The sequence below is a fragment of the Streptomyces mirabilis genome (assembly GCF_039503195.1).
GTDB lineage: Bacteria > Actinomycetota > Actinomycetes > Streptomycetales > Streptomycetaceae > Streptomyces > Streptomyces mirabilis_D.
The window spans coordinates 6,715,752-6,732,399 of the sequence record NZ_JBCJKP010000001.1; the positions used below are offsets into that span (position 1 = coordinate 6,715,752).

At 71.2% G+C, this 16,648-nt stretch carries 16 protein-coding genes and 1 tRNA gene; 10 read left to right on the forward strand and 7 right to left on the reverse strand.

Annotated features, from left to right (window positions below):
- Positions 1-220: 220 nt before the first annotated feature.
- Together AAFF41_RS31035 and AAFF41_RS31040 are read left to right on the forward strand one after the other, a co-directional pair.
- Positions 221-2,044 (forward strand): tetratricopeptide repeat protein, encoded by a 1,824-nt coding sequence (locus AAFF41_RS31035; RefSeq protein ID WP_319746501.1) that lies wholly within the window; start codon positions 221-223, stop codon positions 2,042-2,044.
- Between the two features lie 559 nt (positions 2,045-2,603).
- Positions 2,604-2,677: transfer RNA gene (locus AAFF41_RS31040), tRNA-Met, on the forward strand.
- A gap of 109 nt (positions 2,678-2,786) precedes the next feature.
- On the opposite strand, the gene AAFF41_RS31045 is transcribed toward AAFF41_RS31040, so the two are convergent.
- Complete coding sequence (locus tag AAFF41_RS31045) at positions 2,787-3,203, reverse strand: Fur family transcriptional regulator (RefSeq protein WP_054228161.1); 417 nt, start codon at positions 3,201-3,203, stop codon at positions 2,787-2,789.
- A 135-nt stretch (positions 3,204-3,338) separates the two neighbouring features.
- Here AAFF41_RS31045 and AAFF41_RS31050 point away from each other — a divergent pair, with 135 nt between their 5' ends.
- Entirely contained in the window at positions 3,339-4,808 is a 1,470-nt protein-coding gene (locus AAFF41_RS31050) for a catalase (RefSeq protein ID WP_343324974.1), read from the forward strand.
- A 118-nt stretch (positions 4,809-4,926) separates the two neighbouring features.
- Here the strand turns inward: AAFF41_RS31050 and AAFF41_RS31055 are convergent, their stop codons facing one another.
- On the reverse strand, positions 4,927-5,319 hold the full coding sequence (locus AAFF41_RS31055) for a CBS domain-containing protein (RefSeq protein ID WP_319746496.1): 393 nt from the start codon (positions 5,317-5,319) through the stop codon (positions 4,927-4,929).
- 197 nt (positions 5,320-5,516) lie between these two features.
- On the reverse strand, positions 5,517-6,317 hold the full coding sequence (gene hisN, locus AAFF41_RS31060) for a histidinol-phosphatase (RefSeq protein ID WP_319746453.1): 801 nt from the start codon (positions 6,315-6,317) through the stop codon (positions 5,517-5,519).
- A 233-nt stretch (positions 6,318-6,550) separates the two neighbouring features.
- Here hisN and AAFF41_RS31065 point away from each other — a divergent pair, with 233 nt between their 5' ends.
- Entirely contained in the window at positions 6,551-7,156 is a 606-nt protein-coding gene (locus AAFF41_RS31065; RefSeq protein WP_343324975.1) for a TetR/AcrR family transcriptional regulator, read from the forward strand.
- A gap of 90 nt (positions 7,157-7,246) precedes the next feature.
- Here AAFF41_RS31065 and AAFF41_RS31070 read toward each other — a convergent pair whose 3' ends face one another.
- The 4 genes from AAFF41_RS31070 to AAFF41_RS31085 all read right to left on the reverse strand — a co-directional run bounded on the left by AAFF41_RS31070 (position 7,247) and on the right by AAFF41_RS31085 (position 10,945).
- Complete coding sequence (locus AAFF41_RS31070; RefSeq protein WP_054228157.1) at positions 7,247-7,570, reverse strand: DMT family transporter; 324 nt, start codon at positions 7,568-7,570, stop codon at positions 7,247-7,249.
- A 145-nt stretch (positions 7,571-7,715) separates the two neighbouring features.
- Entirely contained in the window at positions 7,716-8,726 is a 1,011-nt protein-coding gene (gene rsgA, locus AAFF41_RS31075) for a ribosome small subunit-dependent GTPase A (protein ID WP_343324976.1), read from the reverse strand.
- A gap of 16 nt (positions 8,727-8,742) precedes the next feature.
- Positions 8,743-10,083: a 3-phosphoshikimate 1-carboxyvinyltransferase gene (aroA, locus tag AAFF41_RS31080; protein ID WP_343324977.1), complete on the reverse strand. Its 1,341-nt coding sequence runs from the start codon at positions 10,081-10,083 to the stop codon at positions 8,743-8,745.
- Between the two features lie 139 nt (positions 10,084-10,222).
- Positions 10,223-10,945 (reverse strand): M50 family metallopeptidase, encoded by a 723-nt coding sequence (locus tag AAFF41_RS31085; RefSeq protein WP_054228154.1) that lies wholly within the window; start codon positions 10,943-10,945, stop codon positions 10,223-10,225.
- Positions 10,946-10,995: 50 nt separating this feature from the next.
- Here AAFF41_RS31085 and AAFF41_RS31090 point away from each other — a divergent pair, with 50 nt between their 5' ends.
- The 6 genes from AAFF41_RS31090 to AAFF41_RS31115 all read left to right on the forward strand — a co-directional run bounded on the left by AAFF41_RS31090 (position 10,996) and on the right by AAFF41_RS31115 (position 16,626).
- Positions 10,996-11,811, forward strand: coding sequence for an SOS response-associated peptidase (locus tag AAFF41_RS31090; RefSeq protein ID WP_319746445.1), 816 nt, complete (start codon positions 10,996-10,998; stop codon positions 11,809-11,811).
- 63 nt (positions 11,812-11,874) lie between these two features.
- A complete protein-coding gene (locus AAFF41_RS31095) occupies positions 11,875-12,507 on the forward strand; it encodes an alpha/beta hydrolase family protein (protein ID WP_319746855.1) in 633 nt (210 codons plus the stop codon).
- A gap of 255 nt (positions 12,508-12,762) precedes the next feature.
- Positions 12,763-13,446 carry an RNA polymerase sigma factor SigR gene (sigR, locus tag AAFF41_RS31100; protein WP_054228152.1) on the forward strand — a complete coding sequence of 228 codons (684 nt, stop codon included), beginning with the start codon at positions 12,763-12,765 and terminating at the stop codon, positions 13,444-13,446.
- Entirely contained in the window at positions 13,443-13,745 is a 303-nt protein-coding gene (gene rsrA, locus AAFF41_RS31105) for a mycothiol system anti-sigma-R factor (protein ID WP_319746443.1), read from the forward strand. The genes sigR and rsrA overlap by 4 nt, the downstream gene beginning before the upstream one ends.
- A gap of 155 nt (positions 13,746-13,900) precedes the next feature.
- Positions 13,901-15,349 carry an HD-GYP domain-containing protein gene (locus tag AAFF41_RS31110; RefSeq protein ID WP_319746440.1) on the forward strand — a complete coding sequence of 483 codons (1,449 nt, stop codon included), beginning with the start codon at positions 13,901-13,903 and terminating at the stop codon, positions 15,347-15,349.
- Positions 15,346-16,626, forward strand: coding sequence for an HD-GYP domain-containing protein (locus tag AAFF41_RS31115; RefSeq protein ID WP_319746438.1), 1,281 nt, complete (start codon positions 15,346-15,348; stop codon positions 16,624-16,626). Before AAFF41_RS31110 ends, AAFF41_RS31115 begins: the two co-directional genes overlap by 4 nt.
- Positions 16,627-16,648 lie beyond the last annotated feature (22 nt).

The following is a 16,648-nucleotide window of genomic DNA, read 5'->3' on the forward strand; positions in this document are numbered from 1 at the left end:
GTGTGCGCACACGTGTACCGCACCCGTATGACGACCCGAGTAGGACGCGTGCGCGGGGTGCGTGCGACGACCATGGGCGACGCGCCGAAGGCTGCGCCATCCGTGGGGAGTTGGGATAACTGTGTTTGACTTGTCTCTCTGTGGGCATGTCGACAAAACGCTGAAGTGACCTCACTGACTGCGGTATACCAGGTGTACCCAGGTTGCAGGTGGTGCGACGATGGACGTTATGGGGGACAAGGCAACTCTGTTGGATACAGGGCGTTTTGTGCAGCCTTCAGACCGGGACGAAACCGGCGAGGCTGCCGAGGAAGCACGTCAGCGGCTCGCCGCCGAGGCCGGCGACGTCGAGGCGATGAGTGTCCTCGGGGCGATGCTGCTGCGCCGTGGCGATCTCGACGGAGCCGAGCCTCAGTTGCGCGCGGCCACCGCCGTCGGTGACCGCGCCGCCGCCAACAACCTTGGTGTCCTCCTGCATCAGCGCGGGTACACCGACGAGGCCGCCGGGTGGTGGCGGATCGCCGCCGTCGCCGGGTCCGCGGCCGCAGCGCACGCGCTCGGGCGCTATCACCGGGAGCGGGGAGACGAGCCCGCCGCCGAGTACTGGCTGCGCCAGTCCGCCGAGCAGGGGCACGCCCTCGGGGCGTACGCGCTCGCCGATCTGCTGGAGCATCGCAGTGACGTCGGCGCGGAGCAGTGGATGCGGGCGGCCGCCGAGCGGGGGCACCGCGAGGCGGCGTACCGGCTCGCGCGCACGCTCGACCGCAAGGCGGCGGACGCGGGCGAGGGCAGGGGCGACAACGGTGTCATCGGGGTCATAGGAGCCGCCGGTGAAGAGGCCGAGCAGTGGTACCGGCAGGCCGCCGCGCGGGGGCACCGGCGGGCCGCGCTGCACCTCGGGGCGATCCTGGAGAAGCGGGGGCACCTCAAGGAGGCGGGGCGCTGGTATCTGACGTCCGCCAAGGACGGCGAGGCGCGGGCCGCCTGCGCACTCGGGTTCCTGCTGAGGGACGCGGGGGACACGGAGAGCGCGGCCGTGTGGTGGCTGCGGGCCGCGCAGGACGGGGACGGGAACGCCGCCAACGCGCTGGGGGCGCTGCACGCCGAGCGCGGCGAGACGCAGACCGCGGAGCGGTGGTACCGGGCCGCCATGGACGCCGGTGATGTGAACGGCGCGTACAACCTCGGGCTGCTCTGCGCCGAGCAGGGGCGGACCGCGCAGGCCGAGCAGTGGTACCGGCGGGCCGCGTACGCGGGGCACCGTGAGGCCGCGAACGCGCTGGCGATCCTGTTGCTTCAGGTCGGGGACTCGGCCGGGGCCGAGCCGTGGTTCTCCAAGGCCGCGGAGGCCGGCAGTGTGGACGCCGCGTTCAATCTCGGGATCCTGCACGCCGGGCGGGGGAGCGAGGACGACGAGGAGGCGGCGCTGCGGTGGTACGAGCGGGCGGCTTCCGCCGGGCACACCGAGGCGGCGCTGCAGGTCGGTATCGCGCGGCTGCGGGACGGGGACGAGCTGGAGGCCGAGCGGCATCTGCGGTGTGCGGCGGGGGGCGGTAGCGCGGAGGCCGCGTACCGGCTGGCCGCCGTGCTCGACGCCCGGCGGCCGCCGCCGCCCGCGCACGAGCTCGGGGAGCCGACGCAGGAGAAGAGCGAGTGCGAGGAGTGGTACGAGCGGGCTGCCTCCCTCGGGCATCGGCGGGCGCAGGTGCGGGTCGGGATGCTCGCCGCGGCTCGGGGCGATGTGGTGGAGGCGGCTCGGTGGTACCGGTCGGCCGCGGAGGCCGGGTCTCGGAACGGGGCCTTCAATCTGGGGCTGTTGTTGGCTCGGGAGGGGAGTGAGCCGGAGGCCGCGTTGTGGTGGACCCGGGCGGCGGATGCGGGGCATGGGCGGGCGGCGCTTCGGCTCGCGCTCGTGTATGCGCGGCGGGGGGAGTTGGCGGAGGGGCAGCGGTGGGCTGATCGGGCCGCTGCGCTGGGGCCAGCGGAGGTGGCTGAGCGGGCGGCTCGGTTGCGGGATGCGTTGCGGCAGGAGTTGTCTGCGTGATTTTGTGGCGGTGGGTGGGGGCTGGTCTCGGGTTGTCCTCGCCCCCGCCGCCCCTACCCGACCCATCCCTGGGGCTCCGCCCCGAACCTCGCCCGGGGCTCCGCCCCTGAACCCCGGCGGGGCTGCGCCCCCGCGCCCCGCGGGGCGAGCCCCCTGGCCTCCTGCGGGCTGCGCCCCTGGACCCCGCCGGGCCGTGCCCCTGGACCTTCGCGGGGCTGTGTCCCACCAGGTTGATCCTGGGCCCCTGTACCCCGCCAGGCCGGCCCTGGCTTCCTGGGGGCTGCGCCCCTGAACTCCGGCGGACCGGGCCTGGACCCCTGTGGGGCCGTGCCCCGGGATCTCTGCGGGGTTGCGTCCCTGCACGCCGTCGGACCGGGCCCTCGGCCCCCGGCGGGACTGCGCCCCTGCAATCCCGGCGGGGGCCTCGCCCCGTGCCCCGTGGGTGCTTCTCTTCTCGTCGTATCTCGCGGGCCTGGAGGCTCTCCTCGCCCCGTGTTCAAGGCGGCGTCCATGGGATTTGCACTGGTCCACCTGGTTGACGTAATGTTCAGTTCATCGACGCGGGGTGGAGCAGCTCGGTAGCTCGCTGGGCTCATAACCCAGAGGTCGCAGGTTCAAATCCTGTCCCCGCTACTTGAAGGCGAAGGACCCAGATCATTGAGATCTGGGTCCTTCGGCGTTTTCGGGGTGCGGCGGACACGGCGAAGCCCCGGCGTCCGTGGAGGCCGGGGCTTCGGGAGAATCAGGCTGAGGCGCAGGTGGGGCACAGGCCCCGGTATGTCACCTCTACGTCCGAGACCGTGAAGCCGAAACGCTCCGAGTCGGGGAGGTCGGCGAGCGGGTTGCCGCTCGGGTGGACGTCGCGGATCGAGCCGCACTGGGCGCAGACCAGGTGGTGGTGCGGACGGTGCGCGTTCGGGTCGTAGCGCTTGGCGCGCTTGTCCGTCGCGACTTCCAGCACCTCGCCGAGCGAGACCAGCTCACCCAACGTGTTGTAGACGGTCGCCCGGGAGATCTCGGGCAGCTTGGCGACGGCCCGGGCATGCACCTCGTCGGCCGTCAGGTGGACGTGATCGCCGTCGAGGACCTCGGCCACGACACGCCGCTGCGCGGTCATTCGCCATCCGCGTCCGCGCAGTCGTTCCAACAGGTCACTCATACACGTCAGCTTAACAGCAAGGTGACCAGATCCCGAATAGGTGTGAATTTGGATGAGTGCTTGATTTGGATTTTGTCTAATGTAGGATCGGTTCGATATTGGATGTCGGGTGGGACCGGGCAGGACCGGTGCGGAATGACGCAGGAGGCGCACGTGACGCAGGGACCGCTGACGACGGAGGCCGGCGCGCCGGTGGCCGACAACCAGAACAGCGAGACCGCAGGCGTCGGCGGCCCGGTGCTCGTTCAGGACCAGCTGCTTCTCGAGAAGCTCGCCCACTTCAACCGTGAGCGCATCCCGGAGCGTGTCGTGCACGCCCGTGGCGCCGCCGCCTACGGCACCTTCACGGTCACCGCGGATGTCACCCCGTACACCCGCGCCACGTTCCTCTCCGAGGTCGGCAAGCAGACCGAGACCTTTCTGCGGTTCTCGACGGTGGCAGGCAACCTCGGCTCCGCGGACGCGGTCCGTGACCCCCGCGGCTTCGCGCTGAAGTTCTACACCGAGGAGGGCAACTACGACCTCGTCGGCAACAACACCCCGGTGTTCTTCATCAAGGACGCCATCAAGTTCCCCGACTTCATCCACACGCAGAAGCGCGACCCGTACACCGGTTCGCAGGAAGCCGACAACGTGTGGGATTTCTGGGGCCTCAGCCCCGAGAGCACGCACCAGGTCACCTGGCTCTTCGGCGACCGGGGGATTCCCGCCTCCTACCGGCATCTCCACGGGTACGGCTCGCACACGTACCAGTGGAACAACGAGGCCGGCGAGGTGTTCTGGGTCAAGTACCACTTCAAGACCGACCAGGGCATCAAGAACCTCACCCAGGCGGAGGCCGACAGGCTCGCCGGTGAGGACCCCGACTCCCACCAGCGCGACCTGCGCGAGGCCATCGAGCGCGGTGAGTTCCCGTCCTGGACCGTGCAGGTGCAGATCATGCCGGCGGCCGACGCGGCGACCTACCGGTTCAACCCGTTCGACCTCACCAAGGTGTGGCCGCACGAGGACTACCCGCCGATCGAGATCGGCAGGCTGGAGCTCAACCGCAACCCGGAGAACATCTTCGCCGAGGTCGAGCAGTCGATCTTCTCGCCGGCGCACTTCGTGCCGGGGATCGGGCCTTCCCCCGACAGGATGCTTCAGGGGCGGCTCTTCGCCTACGGCGACGCGCACCGCTACCGCGTCGGCATCAACGCCGACCACCTGCCGGTGAATCGCCCGCACGCCGCCGAGGCGCGCACGAACTCCCGTGACGGCTCCCTGTACGACGGTCGCCACAAGGGCGCGAAGAACTACGAGCCGAACAGCTTCGGCGGTCCGTTCCAGACGGACCGTCCGCTGTGGCAGCCGATCGCGGTGACCGGCCACACCGGTGAGACCGAGGCGGCGTCCCACTCCGAGGACGACGACTTCGTGCAGGCGGGCAGTCTGTACCGCCTGATGTCGGAGGACGAGCAGGGGCGTCTGATCGCGAATCTGGCGGGTTTCATCGCCAAGGTCTCCCGTGACGACATCGCCGAGCGCGCGATCAACAACTTCCGTCAGGCTGACGAAGAATGCGGCAAGCGGCTGGCGGCCGCGGTCCGGGCCCTGCGCGGCTGACCACCGGCACTGGATCGCTTGTCGTGGGCGGTGGGCCGGATCCCTCTGCGTGATGAGGGGTCCGGCCCGTCGGCATGAGCGGGCCCGGCAGTGGTGCCCGGGAGGGGTGCGGGGGCGTCTACGCGGGTACCCGCTGCCGCTTCGGGGCCCAGCAGCGGATGATGTCGCGGACCGAGACGATGCCGACCGGGCCGGTGTCGTCGAGCACGATCAGGTGTCGGAAACCGCCGTGTGCCATCGCCGCCGCGGCTTCCTCCAGGGTCCAGACGGGGGCGGCGAAGACGACGTCGGTCGTGGTGTGGGTGCCCGCGGTCTCGGTGTCCGGGTTCTGACCGAGGGCGATCGAGTTGAGGATGTCGCGTTCGGTGAGGATGCCGAGGCCGGAGGAGTCCTCGTCGTGGACGACGGCCGCGCCTACGCGGCGGGAGGACATCAGGCAGGCCGCCTGGCGGAGTGTGTGTGCCGGGCCGATGGTGAGGACCACCGTGCTCATGGCGTCGCGGACGAGCATGGGCTGGAGCCACCTCCTTGGTGAAGCGCCAAGAGAAGCGATTCACAATTTCACAAGTGGGGGGACTCTCAGAGTCGCAGTTAAAGGGAGGGTCAACAAGAGGGCGTGCGGTGAGTTTCGGGGGCGCCCATGGGTCACAAGGGCGCGCCAACGGCTCTTCAGCACCGCTGGTTCAGGTGTCCCGGCAGCCCGTCGGCTCAGTAGCGCTGGTTCAGATAACCCAGCAGCTCGTCGTGGAGGATGCCGTTCGACGCGGCCGCATTGCCGCTGTGCGGGCCCGGGCGGCCGTCGAGGCCCGTGAAGGATCCGCCCGCCTCGGTCACCACGATCGCGTTCGCCGCCATGTCCCACAGCGACAGCTCGGGCTCCGCGCAGATGTCCACCGAGCCCTCCGCCACCATCATGTAGGGCCAGAAGTCGCCGTACCCGCGCGTGCGCCAGACCGCCTTCGTCAGGTCCAGGAAGCCGTCGAGGCGGCCCTGGTCCTCCCAGCCGGACAGCGAGGAGTACGCGAAGGACGCGTCGGCCATCCGCGAGACCTGGGAGACCTTCAGGCGCGTGGCCGAGGACAGGCTGCGGCCGGTGAACGCGCCGTGCCCCTTCGCCGCCCACCAGCGGCGGCCCAGCGCGGGGGCGGAGACCACTCCGACCACCGGCTGGTAGCCGCCCTCGCCGGCTTCCATCAGGGAGATCAGCGTGGCCCAGACGGGCACCCCGCGGACGTAGTTCTTGGTGCCGTCGATCGGGTCGATCACCCAGCGGCGCGGACCGGTGCCCTCGATGCCGTACTCCTCGCCGAGGACCGCGTCGCGCGGCCGTGCCCGCTGGAGGTGGCCGCGGATCAGCTCCTCGGCGGCCTTGTCCGCCTCGCTGACCGGTGTCATGTCCGGCTTGGTCTCGACCTTGAGGTCGAGCGCCTTGAACCGGTCCATCGTCGCCGCGTCGGCGGCGTCCGCCAGGACATGGGCCAGGCGCAGGTCATCGCGATAGTCGGGCATGACTGCACCGTATATGGCCCACTCGGGCCACAGCCATACGGCCTGGGGGATCATCGGGCACGGTCATGGGGCTCGGGGCGCCTCCGGGGCGCGGGCCGCACGGCCTGATTGATCATCGCGGCGTGCGGGGGTCGACGTACGCCCCTCGACGCCGCCGCGAACCCTTGACAGTGCCCCCGCGCGCGTCAAATCTGAGCTGCAGTGCCGCCCGCTCGCCCCCAGGGAGGCGAAAGATGCCTGCAGCGCGGGAATCCCTTCTGGATGCCGCCTATACGGCGCTCGCACACCGCCCGTGGTCCACGGTGCGGATGGTCGACGTCGCCGCCGTGGCCGGTGTGTCCCGCCAGACGCTCTACAACGAGTTCGGGAGCAAGGAGGGGCTCGCACGCGCCCTCGTACGGAGGGAGGCCGACGGCTTTCTCGCCGGTGTCGAGCGCGCGCTGGCCACCCACGCGGACGCGCGCGAGCGGCTGCTCGCGACCGCCGAGTGGACCACGTCGGCGGCCCGGGGCAACGCGCTCGTACGGGCCATGCTGACCGGGTGCTGGAGTGAGCGACTGCCGTCGCCGACGCTCTCGGCGGTGCCGTCGTCGTCCGCGGTGCCCGCGCAGCGCAGGGCGGACGGGCCGTTGCCCTCGCCGGCGGACTTCGTGGCGCTCGTCCGGGATCGGGCCGTCACGGCGTTGTCCGGGCCCGGGGCGATGCGGGGGGACCTGGGGGAGTTGGCGGGGGCGTGCGAGTTGGTGGTGCGGTTGTCGTTGTCGTGTGTGGCGGCTCCGCCGGGGGAGGGGGGAGTGACGGAGCTGGTGCGAGGTGCGCTGCCGCGGCAGTGGAGATGACTCGCCTACCGGGATGCCGGGGAGCGTGCGTCGGCGGGTGCGGCGTCGTTGTGGCTTGTCGCGCAGTTCCCCGTGCCCCACGGGGACGCTTCAGTGGGCGGAGCCCGAGAGCTGGAGGCCGATGACGCCGATGATGACGAAGCTGATGGAGACGATCTTGAGTGTCGACACCAGGTCGCCGAGGAAGATCATGCCGTAGATGGCGGTGCCCGCCGCGCCGATGCCGGTCCACACCGCGTACGCCGGGCCGACGTCGAGCTTCTTCAGCGAGAGGGTCAGCAGGCCGAAACTGCCCAGCGCGAAGACGCAGAAGGCGACCGTCGGCCAAAGTCTGCTGAAGCCGTGCGAGAGCTTCAGACAGACGGCGAAGCCGGTTTCGAGCAGTCCCGCCACAACGACCAGCAGCCACGCCATGTCTCGTCCTCCGGTGTAAGCACGTCGACTGCTTCGCCTGGCCTGGTTCCGGCTTGGTGCGATTATGCATTCGCCGACCGGCTAAGCACTTACCGACGGGCCGCCCACGCAAACAACGCGGAGGTCACAAGGGGGCTCAGGGGACTCAGTCACCCTCCGTGCGCTCCCGCGTCGCCAGCAGTCGGCGCAGGGAGTAGAGCCGCTGCGGGTCCGCGTGTCCGTCCGCCACCCACTGGTCCAGCGCGCAGTCCGGCTCGTCGTGGCTGCACGCGCGCGGACAGCCCTCGGTACCGGGTTCGAGGTCGGGGAAGGCGTGGATGACCCGGGACGGGTCGACGTGGTGCAGGCCGAAGGAGCGGACGCCGGGGGTGTCGATGACCCAGCCCTCACTGCCCGGCAGCGGGATCGCGCGCGCCGAGGTCGTGGTGTGCCGGCCGCGGCCCGTGACGGCGTTCACGTGGCCCGTGCTGCGCCGGCGCTCCAGCGAGACCAGCGCGTTGACCAGGGTCGTCTTGCCGACGCCGGAGTGCCCGACGAACGCCGTGATCTTGCCGTCCAGCTGCTTGCGCACCCGGTCCACCGCCGTGCCGCTCTCCAGCTCCGCACGGCTCGTCACGACGTAGGGGACGCCCAAGGCCCCGTACAGCTCGAGGAGTTCGTCGGGCGGGGCGAGGTCCGACTTGGTCAGCACCAGCAGGGGCTCCAGGCCTGCGTCGTACGCCGCGACCAGGCAGCGGTCGATCAGGCGGGGGCGCGGCTCGGGGTCGGCGAGGGCGGTGACGATCGCGAGCTGGTCGGCGTTGGCGACGACCACGCGCTCGTAGGGATCGTCGTCGTCGGCCGTGCGGCGCAGCACCGAGCTGCGCGGCTCGATGCGGACGATGCGGGCGAGGGTGTCCTTCTCGCCGGACAGGTCACCGACGATCGCGACGCGGTCCCCGACGACGGCGGCCTTGCGACCCAGCTCGCGGGCCTTCATCGCCATCACGAGGCGGTCCTCGACGAGGCAGGTCAGACGGCCCCGGTCGACGGTGACGACCATGCCCTCGACCGCCTCCTCGTGCTTGGGGCGGATGTTCGTACGCGGACGGTTGCCCTTGCGGTTGGGGCGCTGGCGGATGTCGTCCTCGTCGGTGTGCTTGCCGTAGCGGCGCATGATCCCGGTCCGCCCGTCAGTTCCCGAGCATTCCGGTCCACAGATCGGGGAAGTCCGGCAGGGTCTTCGCCGTCGTCGCCACGTTCTCGATCTGTACGCCCTCCACCGCCAGCCCGATGATCGCGCCGGCGGTCGCCATGCGGTGGTCGTCGTAGGTGTGGAAGATGCCGCCGTGCAGTCGGCGCGGGCGGATGTGCAGGCCGTCGGCGGTCTCGGTGACGTCACCGCCGAGTTCGTTGATCTCCTTGGTGAGCGCGGCCAGCCGGTCCGTCTCGTGCAGGCGCAGATGCGCCACGCCCCGCAGGGTGGACGGGGAGTCGGCGAGGGCCGCGACCGCCGCGATGCCCGGGGTCAGCTCGCCGACCTCGCTCAGGTCCACGTCGATGCCGTGGACCGCACCCGAACCGGTGAACTCCAGACCGCTGTCGTTCAGTTCGCAGGAACCGCCCATCTCGGTGAAGATCTCCCGCAGCCGGTCACCGGGCTGGGTGGTGTGCGCGGGCCAGTCGGGGACGACGACCGTGCCGCCGGTCACCAGGGCCGCCGCCAGGAACGGCTGGGCGTTCGACAGGTCCGGCTCGATGATCAGGTCGCGGCCGAGCAGCGCGCCGGGCGTGACCCGCCAGACGTTGGGCTCGCCGCCCGACTCCGGGGTGTCCACCTGCGCGCCGACCGCGCGCAGCATGTCGACCGTCATCCGGATGTGCGGCATCGAGGGCAGCGTCGAGCCGGTGTGGCGGACCTCCACCCCCTGGTTGAAGCGGGGGCCGGACAGGAGGAGGGCGCTCACGAACTGGGACGACGAGGACGCGTCGATCTCCACCGGGCCGCCGTCCAGGGCGCCGCCGCCGTGCACGGTCAGCGGCAGCGCGCCGCGGCCGTCGTCGTCGATGCGGGCGCCGAGCAGACGCAGCGCGTCGATCACACCGTTCAGCGGACGCTCGTACGACCGGGGGTCGCCGTCGAAACGGATGGGGCCGTCCGCGAGGGCGGCGACCGGGGGCAGGAAGCGCATCACGGTGCCGGCGTTGCCGACGTCGACCGTGGCCGGACCCTGGAGACCCGAGGGGATGACCCGCCAGGCCTCGCCGGAGGCGTCCGGGCCGGCGGCGACCGTGGAGCTGGACGCCACCGTCTCCTCGATGCCGACGCCCATCGCGCGCAGCGCGCCCGCCATCAGCAGCGTGTCCCGGGAGCGCAGCGGGCGGCGCAGCCAGCCCGGCTCCGAGGCGAGCGCGGCGAGGACCAGGGCACGGTTGGTGACCGACTTGGACCCCGGCACGTGGACCGTCGCGTCGACGGCTCCGCTCGCGTGCGGGGCGGGCCAGAGGGCGGTGTGGGCGGGGTTCGCGGTCATGCGCCCACTTTAGTGGGTGGGGGTGGGGGTAGATCTTGATCAAAAGTGACGGAATGTGAGCGAAAGTTTCAGGGGTGCCTCAACGCCCCCGCGCTCAACGCCCCCGCATCCAACGCCCCCGCGCTCGCCGCCCCGCACTTCAACGCCCCAGCAGCCAGCGGCCGCCGCCCAGCAGAGAGCACAGGGACACCGCGTGGAACAGGAACAGCCACAGCCCCGCCGGGACGTGGGTGAGGCGGGAGAGCTGGTCGGCGTCGGAGTCGCCGGCGCCGCCCCGGCTGCGCTTGGCCTGGAGCTCGAAGGCCGGACGGACGCCGCCGAGCAGCAGGAACCACACCACGGCGTAGGCGAACGCCGCCTGCACCTGGGGTCCGGCGAGCCAGGACACCACCAGGAACGTGCCGCCGGTGAGGACCACCGTGAGCGCGCCGTAGGCGTTGCGGATCATCACCAGCATCGCGACGAGCAGGGCCGTGGCCAGCCACAGCAGCAGGGTGATGCGGCCCAGGCCCAGCAGCGCGGCGCCGCCGAGGCCGAGCAGCGGGGGAGCGGTGTAGCCGGCCGACGCGGTGAGGATCATGCCGAGGCCGGTGGGCTTGCCGCGACTGACGGTGAGGCCGCTGGTGTCGGAGTGCAGCCGGATACCACTGAGGCTCCGCCCGGTCAGCAGCGCCACCAGCCCGTGGCCGCCCTCGTGCGCGATGGTGATGGCGTTGCGGGAGACACGCCAGACGCCGTGCGGGACGATCACCGCGAGAGCGGCGACCATGGTGGCTATCACCACCCACAGGTCGGGGTCCGGCTGGGTGCCGGAGACCTGGTCCCAGAGCGAGGCCAGCGAGGTGGCTGCGGTGCTGTCCATTGTCTGCGGTGGCTCCCTCTGGTGTCGCGGAATCTGGCAGTGTGGCACGTATGTGCGGACGGTATGCAGCGAGTCGTGGGCCCGAGGATCTCGCAGGAATCTTTGAGGTCGAGAAGTGGGAGCCCGAGGAGACCTTGGACCCCGACTACAACGTGGCTCCGACCAAGGACGTCTATGCCGTCCTCGACCGTCCCCTTAAGGACGCCCAGAGCCCGAAGCCGGTTCGCCAGCTGCGCAGACTCAAGTGGGGGCTCGTCCCGTCCTGGGCCAAGACGCCCGAGGGCGGCGCCCGGATGATCAACGCCCGCGCGGAGACCGTGCACGAGAAGCCCTCGTACCGCCGTGCCTTCGCCGCCCGGCGTTGCATCGTCCCCGCCGACGGCTACTACGAGTGGGTCACCGGGTCCGGCGAGCGCGATCTCGAGGTCGAGGGCAAGAAGAAGCGGCCGCGCAAGCAGCCGTACTTCGTGCTGCCCGCGGACGGCTCGGTCTTCGCGATGGCGGGTCTGTACGAGTTCTGGCGCGACCGGACGCTCCCCGACGACCACCCCCGGGCCTGGTGGGCGACGTGCTCGGTGATCACGACCGAGGCGGAGACCTCGCCGCTCGCGGTCGCGCCCGCCGAGGGGCCGTACGCCCTCGCCGACATCCACCCCCGGATGCCCCTGATGCTCACCCCGGACCGCTGGGACGCCTGGCTCGACCCGGCCCGTACGGATGTCGACGGCCTGCGCGAGCTGCTCGCGCCGCCGCCCGCCGGGCTGATGCGCGCCTATCCCGTCTCCACGGCCGTCAGCAACGTCCGCAACAACGGGCCGGAGCTGCTGAAGGAGCTGGAGGGCCCCGAAGAGGGCACACTCTTCTGACGTGACGGAGGTCATGGAAGCCTTCCGCGACGGAGGCCATGGAAATCTGACGTGACGGAGATCATGGACGCGATCGAGACGGTCGAGACGGACGCCGGTCCAGCCCGCATCACGTGGCACCGGGCCAAGAAGCCACGCCTCGTGCTCGCTGTGAGTCACGGTGCGGGCGGCGGTATCGAGGCGCGTGATCTCCAGGCGCTGGCCGCGGTGCTGCCCGGGCACGGCGTGAGCGTCGCGCTCGTCGAGCAGCCCTGGCGGGTGGCCGGAAAGAAGGTGGCGCCCGCGCCCAAGACCCTGGACGTGGGATGGCGGGGCCTGTGGCCCACGGTCGCGAAGCCCGGACTGCCGGTGGTCGCGGGCGGGCGCAGCGCCGGAGCCCGTGTCGCCTGCCGTACGGCGACGGAACTCGGCGCCACCGCCGTCCTCGCCCTCAGTTTCCCGCTGCATCCGCCCGGCAGGCCCGAGAAGTCCCGCGCCGACGAACTCCTCGGCGCCGGGGTGCCCACCCTCGTCGTCCAGGGCGGCAACGACCCGTTCGGCAAGCCCGCGGAGTTCCCGAACGGCTCGCACGAGCTGATCGAGGTGCCGTACGGCGATCATGGATTCGCCGTCCCGAAACGGGCACCGATCGACCAGGATGCGGCCCTGGAGGTCATCACCGAGGGCGTCGTGGGGTGGATCGCGTCACTCGGGTGACGCACGGGAATGTCGGGCGGTGGACCACTGTTGTGCCGAGCAGACAGCACGGAGCGTGCTGAACCGTTCGAACGAGAGGAAGTCCGCCGCATGGGTTCGACCATCTGCCCGAACCGCAGCAGTAGCCCTGAGCTGGACTGGACGGTGCTGCACGCGGCGAAGACCGTCCCCGTTCGAGCGGCGGCGGGTGTGGATGTTCGTCTATCCTCCGATTCGAGTGGGACCGGTTTCGGTCCTGCCACGTCGCTGGAGGAGGTGGGTCCGGTCACTGGGACCGACGCAGGGACCGATCACGGCCAGGCGGAGCAGCCCGAGGGCCAGGGCACGAGCACGGAGTCGTCCGCCGAGCGCACCGCGCGCTTCGAGCGGGACGCGCTCGAATTCCTCGACCAGATGTACTCGGCCGCCCTGCGCATGACGCGCAACCCGGCCGACGCCGAGGACCTGGTGCAGGAGACGTACGCGAAGGCGTACGCGTCCTTCCACCAGTTCCGCGAGGGCACCAACCTCAAGGCTTGGCTGTATCGCATTCTCACCAACACCTTCATCAACTCGTACCGCAAGAAGCAGCGCGAACCCCAGCGCAGTGCGGCCGAGGAGATCGAGGACTGGCAGCTCGCGCGTGCCGAGTCGCACATGTCGACCGGTCTGCGCTCCGCGGAGTCGCAGGCGCTCGACCACCTGCCCGACTCGGATGTCAAGGCTGCGCTGCAGGCGATCCCCGAGGAATTCCGCATCGCGGTCTATCTCGCTGATGTAGAAGGCTTTGCGTACAAGGAGATCGCGGACATCATGGGGACACCCATCGGTACGGTGATGTCCCGGCTGCACCGGGGCCGTCGCCAACTGCGCGGCATGCTCGAGGACTACGCCCGTGACCGCGGGCTGGTCCCGGCCGGCGCCGGAGAGTCGAACGAAGCGAAAGGCTCGGGCTCATGAGCTGCGGAGAGCCGCACGAGACGGATTGCAGTGAGGTACTCGACCACCTGTACGAGTTCCTCGACCATGAGATGCCGGACTCGGACTGCACCAAGTTCGAGGTGCACTTCGAGGAGTGCTCCCCGTGTCTCGAGAAGTACGGACTCGAGAAGGCCGTGAAGAAGCTGGTCAAGCGGTGCTGCGGCCAGGACGACGTGCCGACCGATCTGCGCGCCAAGGTCATGGGGCGCATCGACCTGATCCGGTCCGGTCAGACCGTGCCCGAGCACGACGTCACCGCGACGCCCCAGGAGTCCTGAACTCCCCGGGGAGATCGTCCGGTTATCACCCGAACGTGCTAATCCGCGGGCTCCGAGCCCGCGGATTCGGCCATTGCCGCCCCCGTACCGTTCCCACCGCCCTAGGCTCCGGATCCTGACCGGGGCAGGGGACGTCCGGGGGAGGGAACGAGGCGATGGGGTCGATTCCGACGTGGGCCCGTGTCTACCTCGTCTGTGTCGTCCTGGCCGCCGTGGCCTGCCTGGCTCCGCTGCCCGCCGTGCACGCACCCTGGTGGATCGTCGCCCTGCTCGCCGCGCTGTACGCCGGCTGCGAGCGGATCCCCTTCCCGCACAGCCCCAAGGGTGCCGCCGCCCGCGCAGCCGAGCGAGGCGCCCCCAGAGGGCTGGGCACCTTCCTGCCCGTGCTGCTCGCCGGGGCCTTTCTGCTGCCGCCGTCGGCCGCCGCGCTCGTGGCGCTGCCGGGCGCGCTGCTCGCCCGTGTGGAGCAGCGGCCGCGGTGGCTGCGCCGGGTCTGGCGCGCGGCCCAGCTCGCCGTCGCGGTCTGGGCGGCGTCCCGGGTGCACTGGGCGCTGGGCGGCCGGGACGCGATCGCCCTGCCCCACTTCCCGTACGCGCTCGTGCCCGCCGGGGCCGCGGTGCTCACCTTCTGTCTGGTCCTGACCGCGCTCGACGGCGGGATCCTGGCGCTCGCCGAGCGGGTGCCGGTGCGGGGTGCCTGGCGCGGGCTCTTCTCGCGCTCCCTCGCCTCGGTCGCCGTGCACGGGCTCGCCGGGCTGATGATGGCGGTGCTGTGGCGCAGTCAGTACGGTCCCGTCGCCGCGTTGCTCGTGCTGCTGCCGATGTATGTGTCCTGCTGGGCGTTCGCCCAGTACCACCGGGAGCGGGCCGCCCACCAGGCCACCATCCGGGCCCTCGTGCAGGCCGTCGACATCAAGGACGGGTACACGCGCGGGCACAGTGAGCGGGTCGGGCAGGCGTCCATGATGATCGCCCGTGAGCTGGGCATGGACGACGAGCGCGTCGAAGTGCTGCGGTTCGCCGGGATCCTGCACGACGTGGGGAAGCTGGGCGTGCCCACGCGGCTCCTGCGCAAGGACGGGCCGCTGACGCCGGAGGAACGGCGGATCATCGAGCTGCATCCCGAGTACGGGCACGAGATGGTGCGCGGCATCGGCTTCCTCGGGGAGGCGCGCTCGGCGATCCTGCACCACCATGAGCGGATCGACGGGAGCGGGTATCCGTACGGGCTGGTGGGACGCCAGATCCCGGAGTTCGCGCGCGTGGTGGCCGTCGCCGACGCGTTCGACGCGATGACGTCGACCCGGTCCTACCGGCGGGCCCGGCCGGTGCCGGTGGCACTGGAGGAACTGGAACGGTGTGCGGGGGCGCAGTTCGATCCGGGGATGGTACGGGCCCTGGTGCGAGCGCTGAACCGACACGGGTGGCATCCTGCGGTGACCGCGGGGGTTTACCCGCCCGCTCCGCCCGTTTCCAGTCGGACAGAGGAGCACCCGAAAGACAAAGACCCTTCCCCGACGGGCGCCGACGGGCGTGGCGCGGGCCGGGACCCGGATGGTGTCGATCCTCCGTCGAGCGGTGTCGTCGGGCGGGGGCGGTCATGAGTGCCGTCGGGGTGGAGATTCCCGGGTACGGGGTCGTCGGGCGAGCCCCGTTCACCCTCACCCTCGTTCACGCGGTCGCCCTGCTCCTCGCCGTTGTCTCGCTGGCCGTCGTCCTCTGGCACGGTCTGGACGAACGAGGTGCCGCGCTCGCCTTCGGGATCCTCATCGCCGTGGGGGAGCTGACCCGCTGGAGCGGGGCCGAGGAGCGAGAGCCGGCGCCCCTCGCCGCCGCCGGAGCCCTCGCGTACGCGTTGCTCGGCGAGAACGCCGGACACCGCACCGACCACGGCGTCCTCGAGATCGTCGCCGTCGTCGTGGCCGCGGCCCTCATCGGCTGCGTACCGCACGTCGCCCGGGGCCGCGGGCCCACCGCCGACCACCTCACCCGGCGCGTCCTCACCGTCGGCTTCGCCGCCGTCTGCTTCCAACCCCTCTACAGCCAGGGAAGGTTGATGGGCTGGGGCGGCCCCTCGTACGCCCTGCTGCTGGTCTCCCTGCTGGTGCTCACCGCGCTGTGCGACGCCGTGCTCGCGGCGGCGATGGCGCACGCCCGGACCCGCTGGCCCTTCGGACCGCTGCTGCGGGACGAGCTGCGGGCCACGCTCGGCATCGGGTCGGCGGTCTGCGCGACCGGGGCCGTGATGTCGCTCGCGGTGGCGGTCGTCGGGCTGTGGGCGCTGCCCGTGTTCTCGCTGCCCCTGCTGCTCACCCAGCTCTCCGTCCGGCGGTACGCCGCCGTGCGCGTCACCTACCGGCAGACGATCGCCTCACTCGCGCGGGCCACCGAGATCGCCGGGTACACCCCCACCGGGCACGCCCGGCGGGTCGCCGCGCTCAGCCGGGCCGTCGGCCGTGAGCTGGGCCTGTCCGAGCCCGATCTGACCGTCCTGGAGTACGCGGCGCTCATGCACGACATCGGACAGCTCAGCCTCGTCGACCCGGTGCCGGCCGGCGCCACCTCCGTGCTCTCCGCCGACGAGCAGCGGCGCATCGCCCTCCTCGGCGGCGCCGTCGTACGCCAGACCGGCGTGGACGCCGAGGTCGCCGTGGTCGTGGAGCGGCAGGCCGATCCGTACCGGGAACAGCCGGTCACGGCACGGATCGTGCGGGCCGTCAACGCGTACGAGGAGATGGCCAGGGAAGCAGGCCCGGGAGGGCCCCTCACCGCCCTGGAGAAGCTGCGCCTGGCCACCGCCCGCGACTATCAGCCCGAGGTGGTGGAGTCGCTGGCCAGGGTCCTGTTGCGGGGCACCCTTACCCTGCCCCAGGCTGGGTAACCCATGGGTAATGAGCGCCCGT

What these genes read in the sequence shown, in the direction of transcription:
- AAFF41_RS31050 (WP_343324974.1), top strand. Translation starts at nt 3,339, where the DNA reads ATGACGCAGGAGGCGCACGTGACGCAGGGACCGCTGACGACGGAGGCC.
- rsrA (WP_319746443.1), top strand. Translation starts at nt 13,443, where the DNA reads ATGAGCTGCGGAGAGCCGCACGAGACGGATTGCAGTGAGGTACTCGAC.
- AAFF41_RS31115 (WP_319746438.1), top strand. Translation starts at nt 15,346, where the DNA reads ATGAGTGCCGTCGGGGTGGAGATTCCCGGGTACGGGGTCGTCGGGCGA.
- AAFF41_RS31095 (WP_319746855.1), top strand. Translation starts at nt 11,875, where the DNA reads ATGGACGCGATCGAGACGGTCGAGACGGACGCCGGTCCAGCCCGCATC.
- AAFF41_RS31090 (WP_319746445.1), top strand. Translation starts at nt 10,996, where the DNA reads ATGTGCGGACGGTATGCAGCGAGTCGTGGGCCCGAGGATCTCGCAGGA.
- AAFF41_RS31065 (WP_343324975.1), top strand. Translation starts at nt 6,551, where the DNA reads ATGCCTGCAGCGCGGGAATCCCTTCTGGATGCCGCCTATACGGCGCTC.
- aroA (WP_343324977.1), bottom strand. Translation starts at nt 10,083, where the DNA reads ATGACCGCGAACCCCGCCCACACCGCCCTCTGGCCCGCCCCGCACGCG.
- AAFF41_RS31045 (WP_054228161.1), bottom strand. Translation starts at nt 3,203, where the DNA reads ATGAGTGACCTGTTGGAACGACTGCGCGGACGCGGATGGCGAATGACC.
- AAFF41_RS31070 (WP_054228157.1), bottom strand. Translation starts at nt 7,570, where the DNA reads ATGGCGTGGCTGCTGGTCGTTGTGGCGGGACTGCTCGAAACCGGCTTC.
- AAFF41_RS31085 (WP_054228154.1), bottom strand. Translation starts at nt 10,945, where the DNA reads ATGGACAGCACCGCAGCCACCTCGCTGGCCTCGCTCTGGGACCAGGTC.
- hisN (WP_319746453.1), bottom strand. Translation starts at nt 6,317, where the DNA reads ATGCCCGACTATCGCGATGACCTGCGCCTGGCCCATGTCCTGGCGGAC.
- AAFF41_RS31035 (WP_319746501.1), top strand. Translation starts at nt 221, where the DNA reads ATGGACGTTATGGGGGACAAGGCAACTCTGTTGGATACAGGGCGTTTT.
- AAFF41_RS31110 (WP_319746440.1), top strand. Translation starts at nt 13,901, where the DNA reads ATGGGGTCGATTCCGACGTGGGCCCGTGTCTACCTCGTCTGTGTCGTC.
- AAFF41_RS31055 (WP_319746496.1), bottom strand. Translation starts at nt 5,319, where the DNA reads ATGCTCGTCCGCGACGCCATGAGCACGGTGGTCCTCACCATCGGCCCG.
- rsgA (WP_343324976.1), bottom strand. Translation starts at nt 8,726, where the DNA reads ATGCGCCGCTACGGCAAGCACACCGACGAGGACGACATCCGCCAGCGC.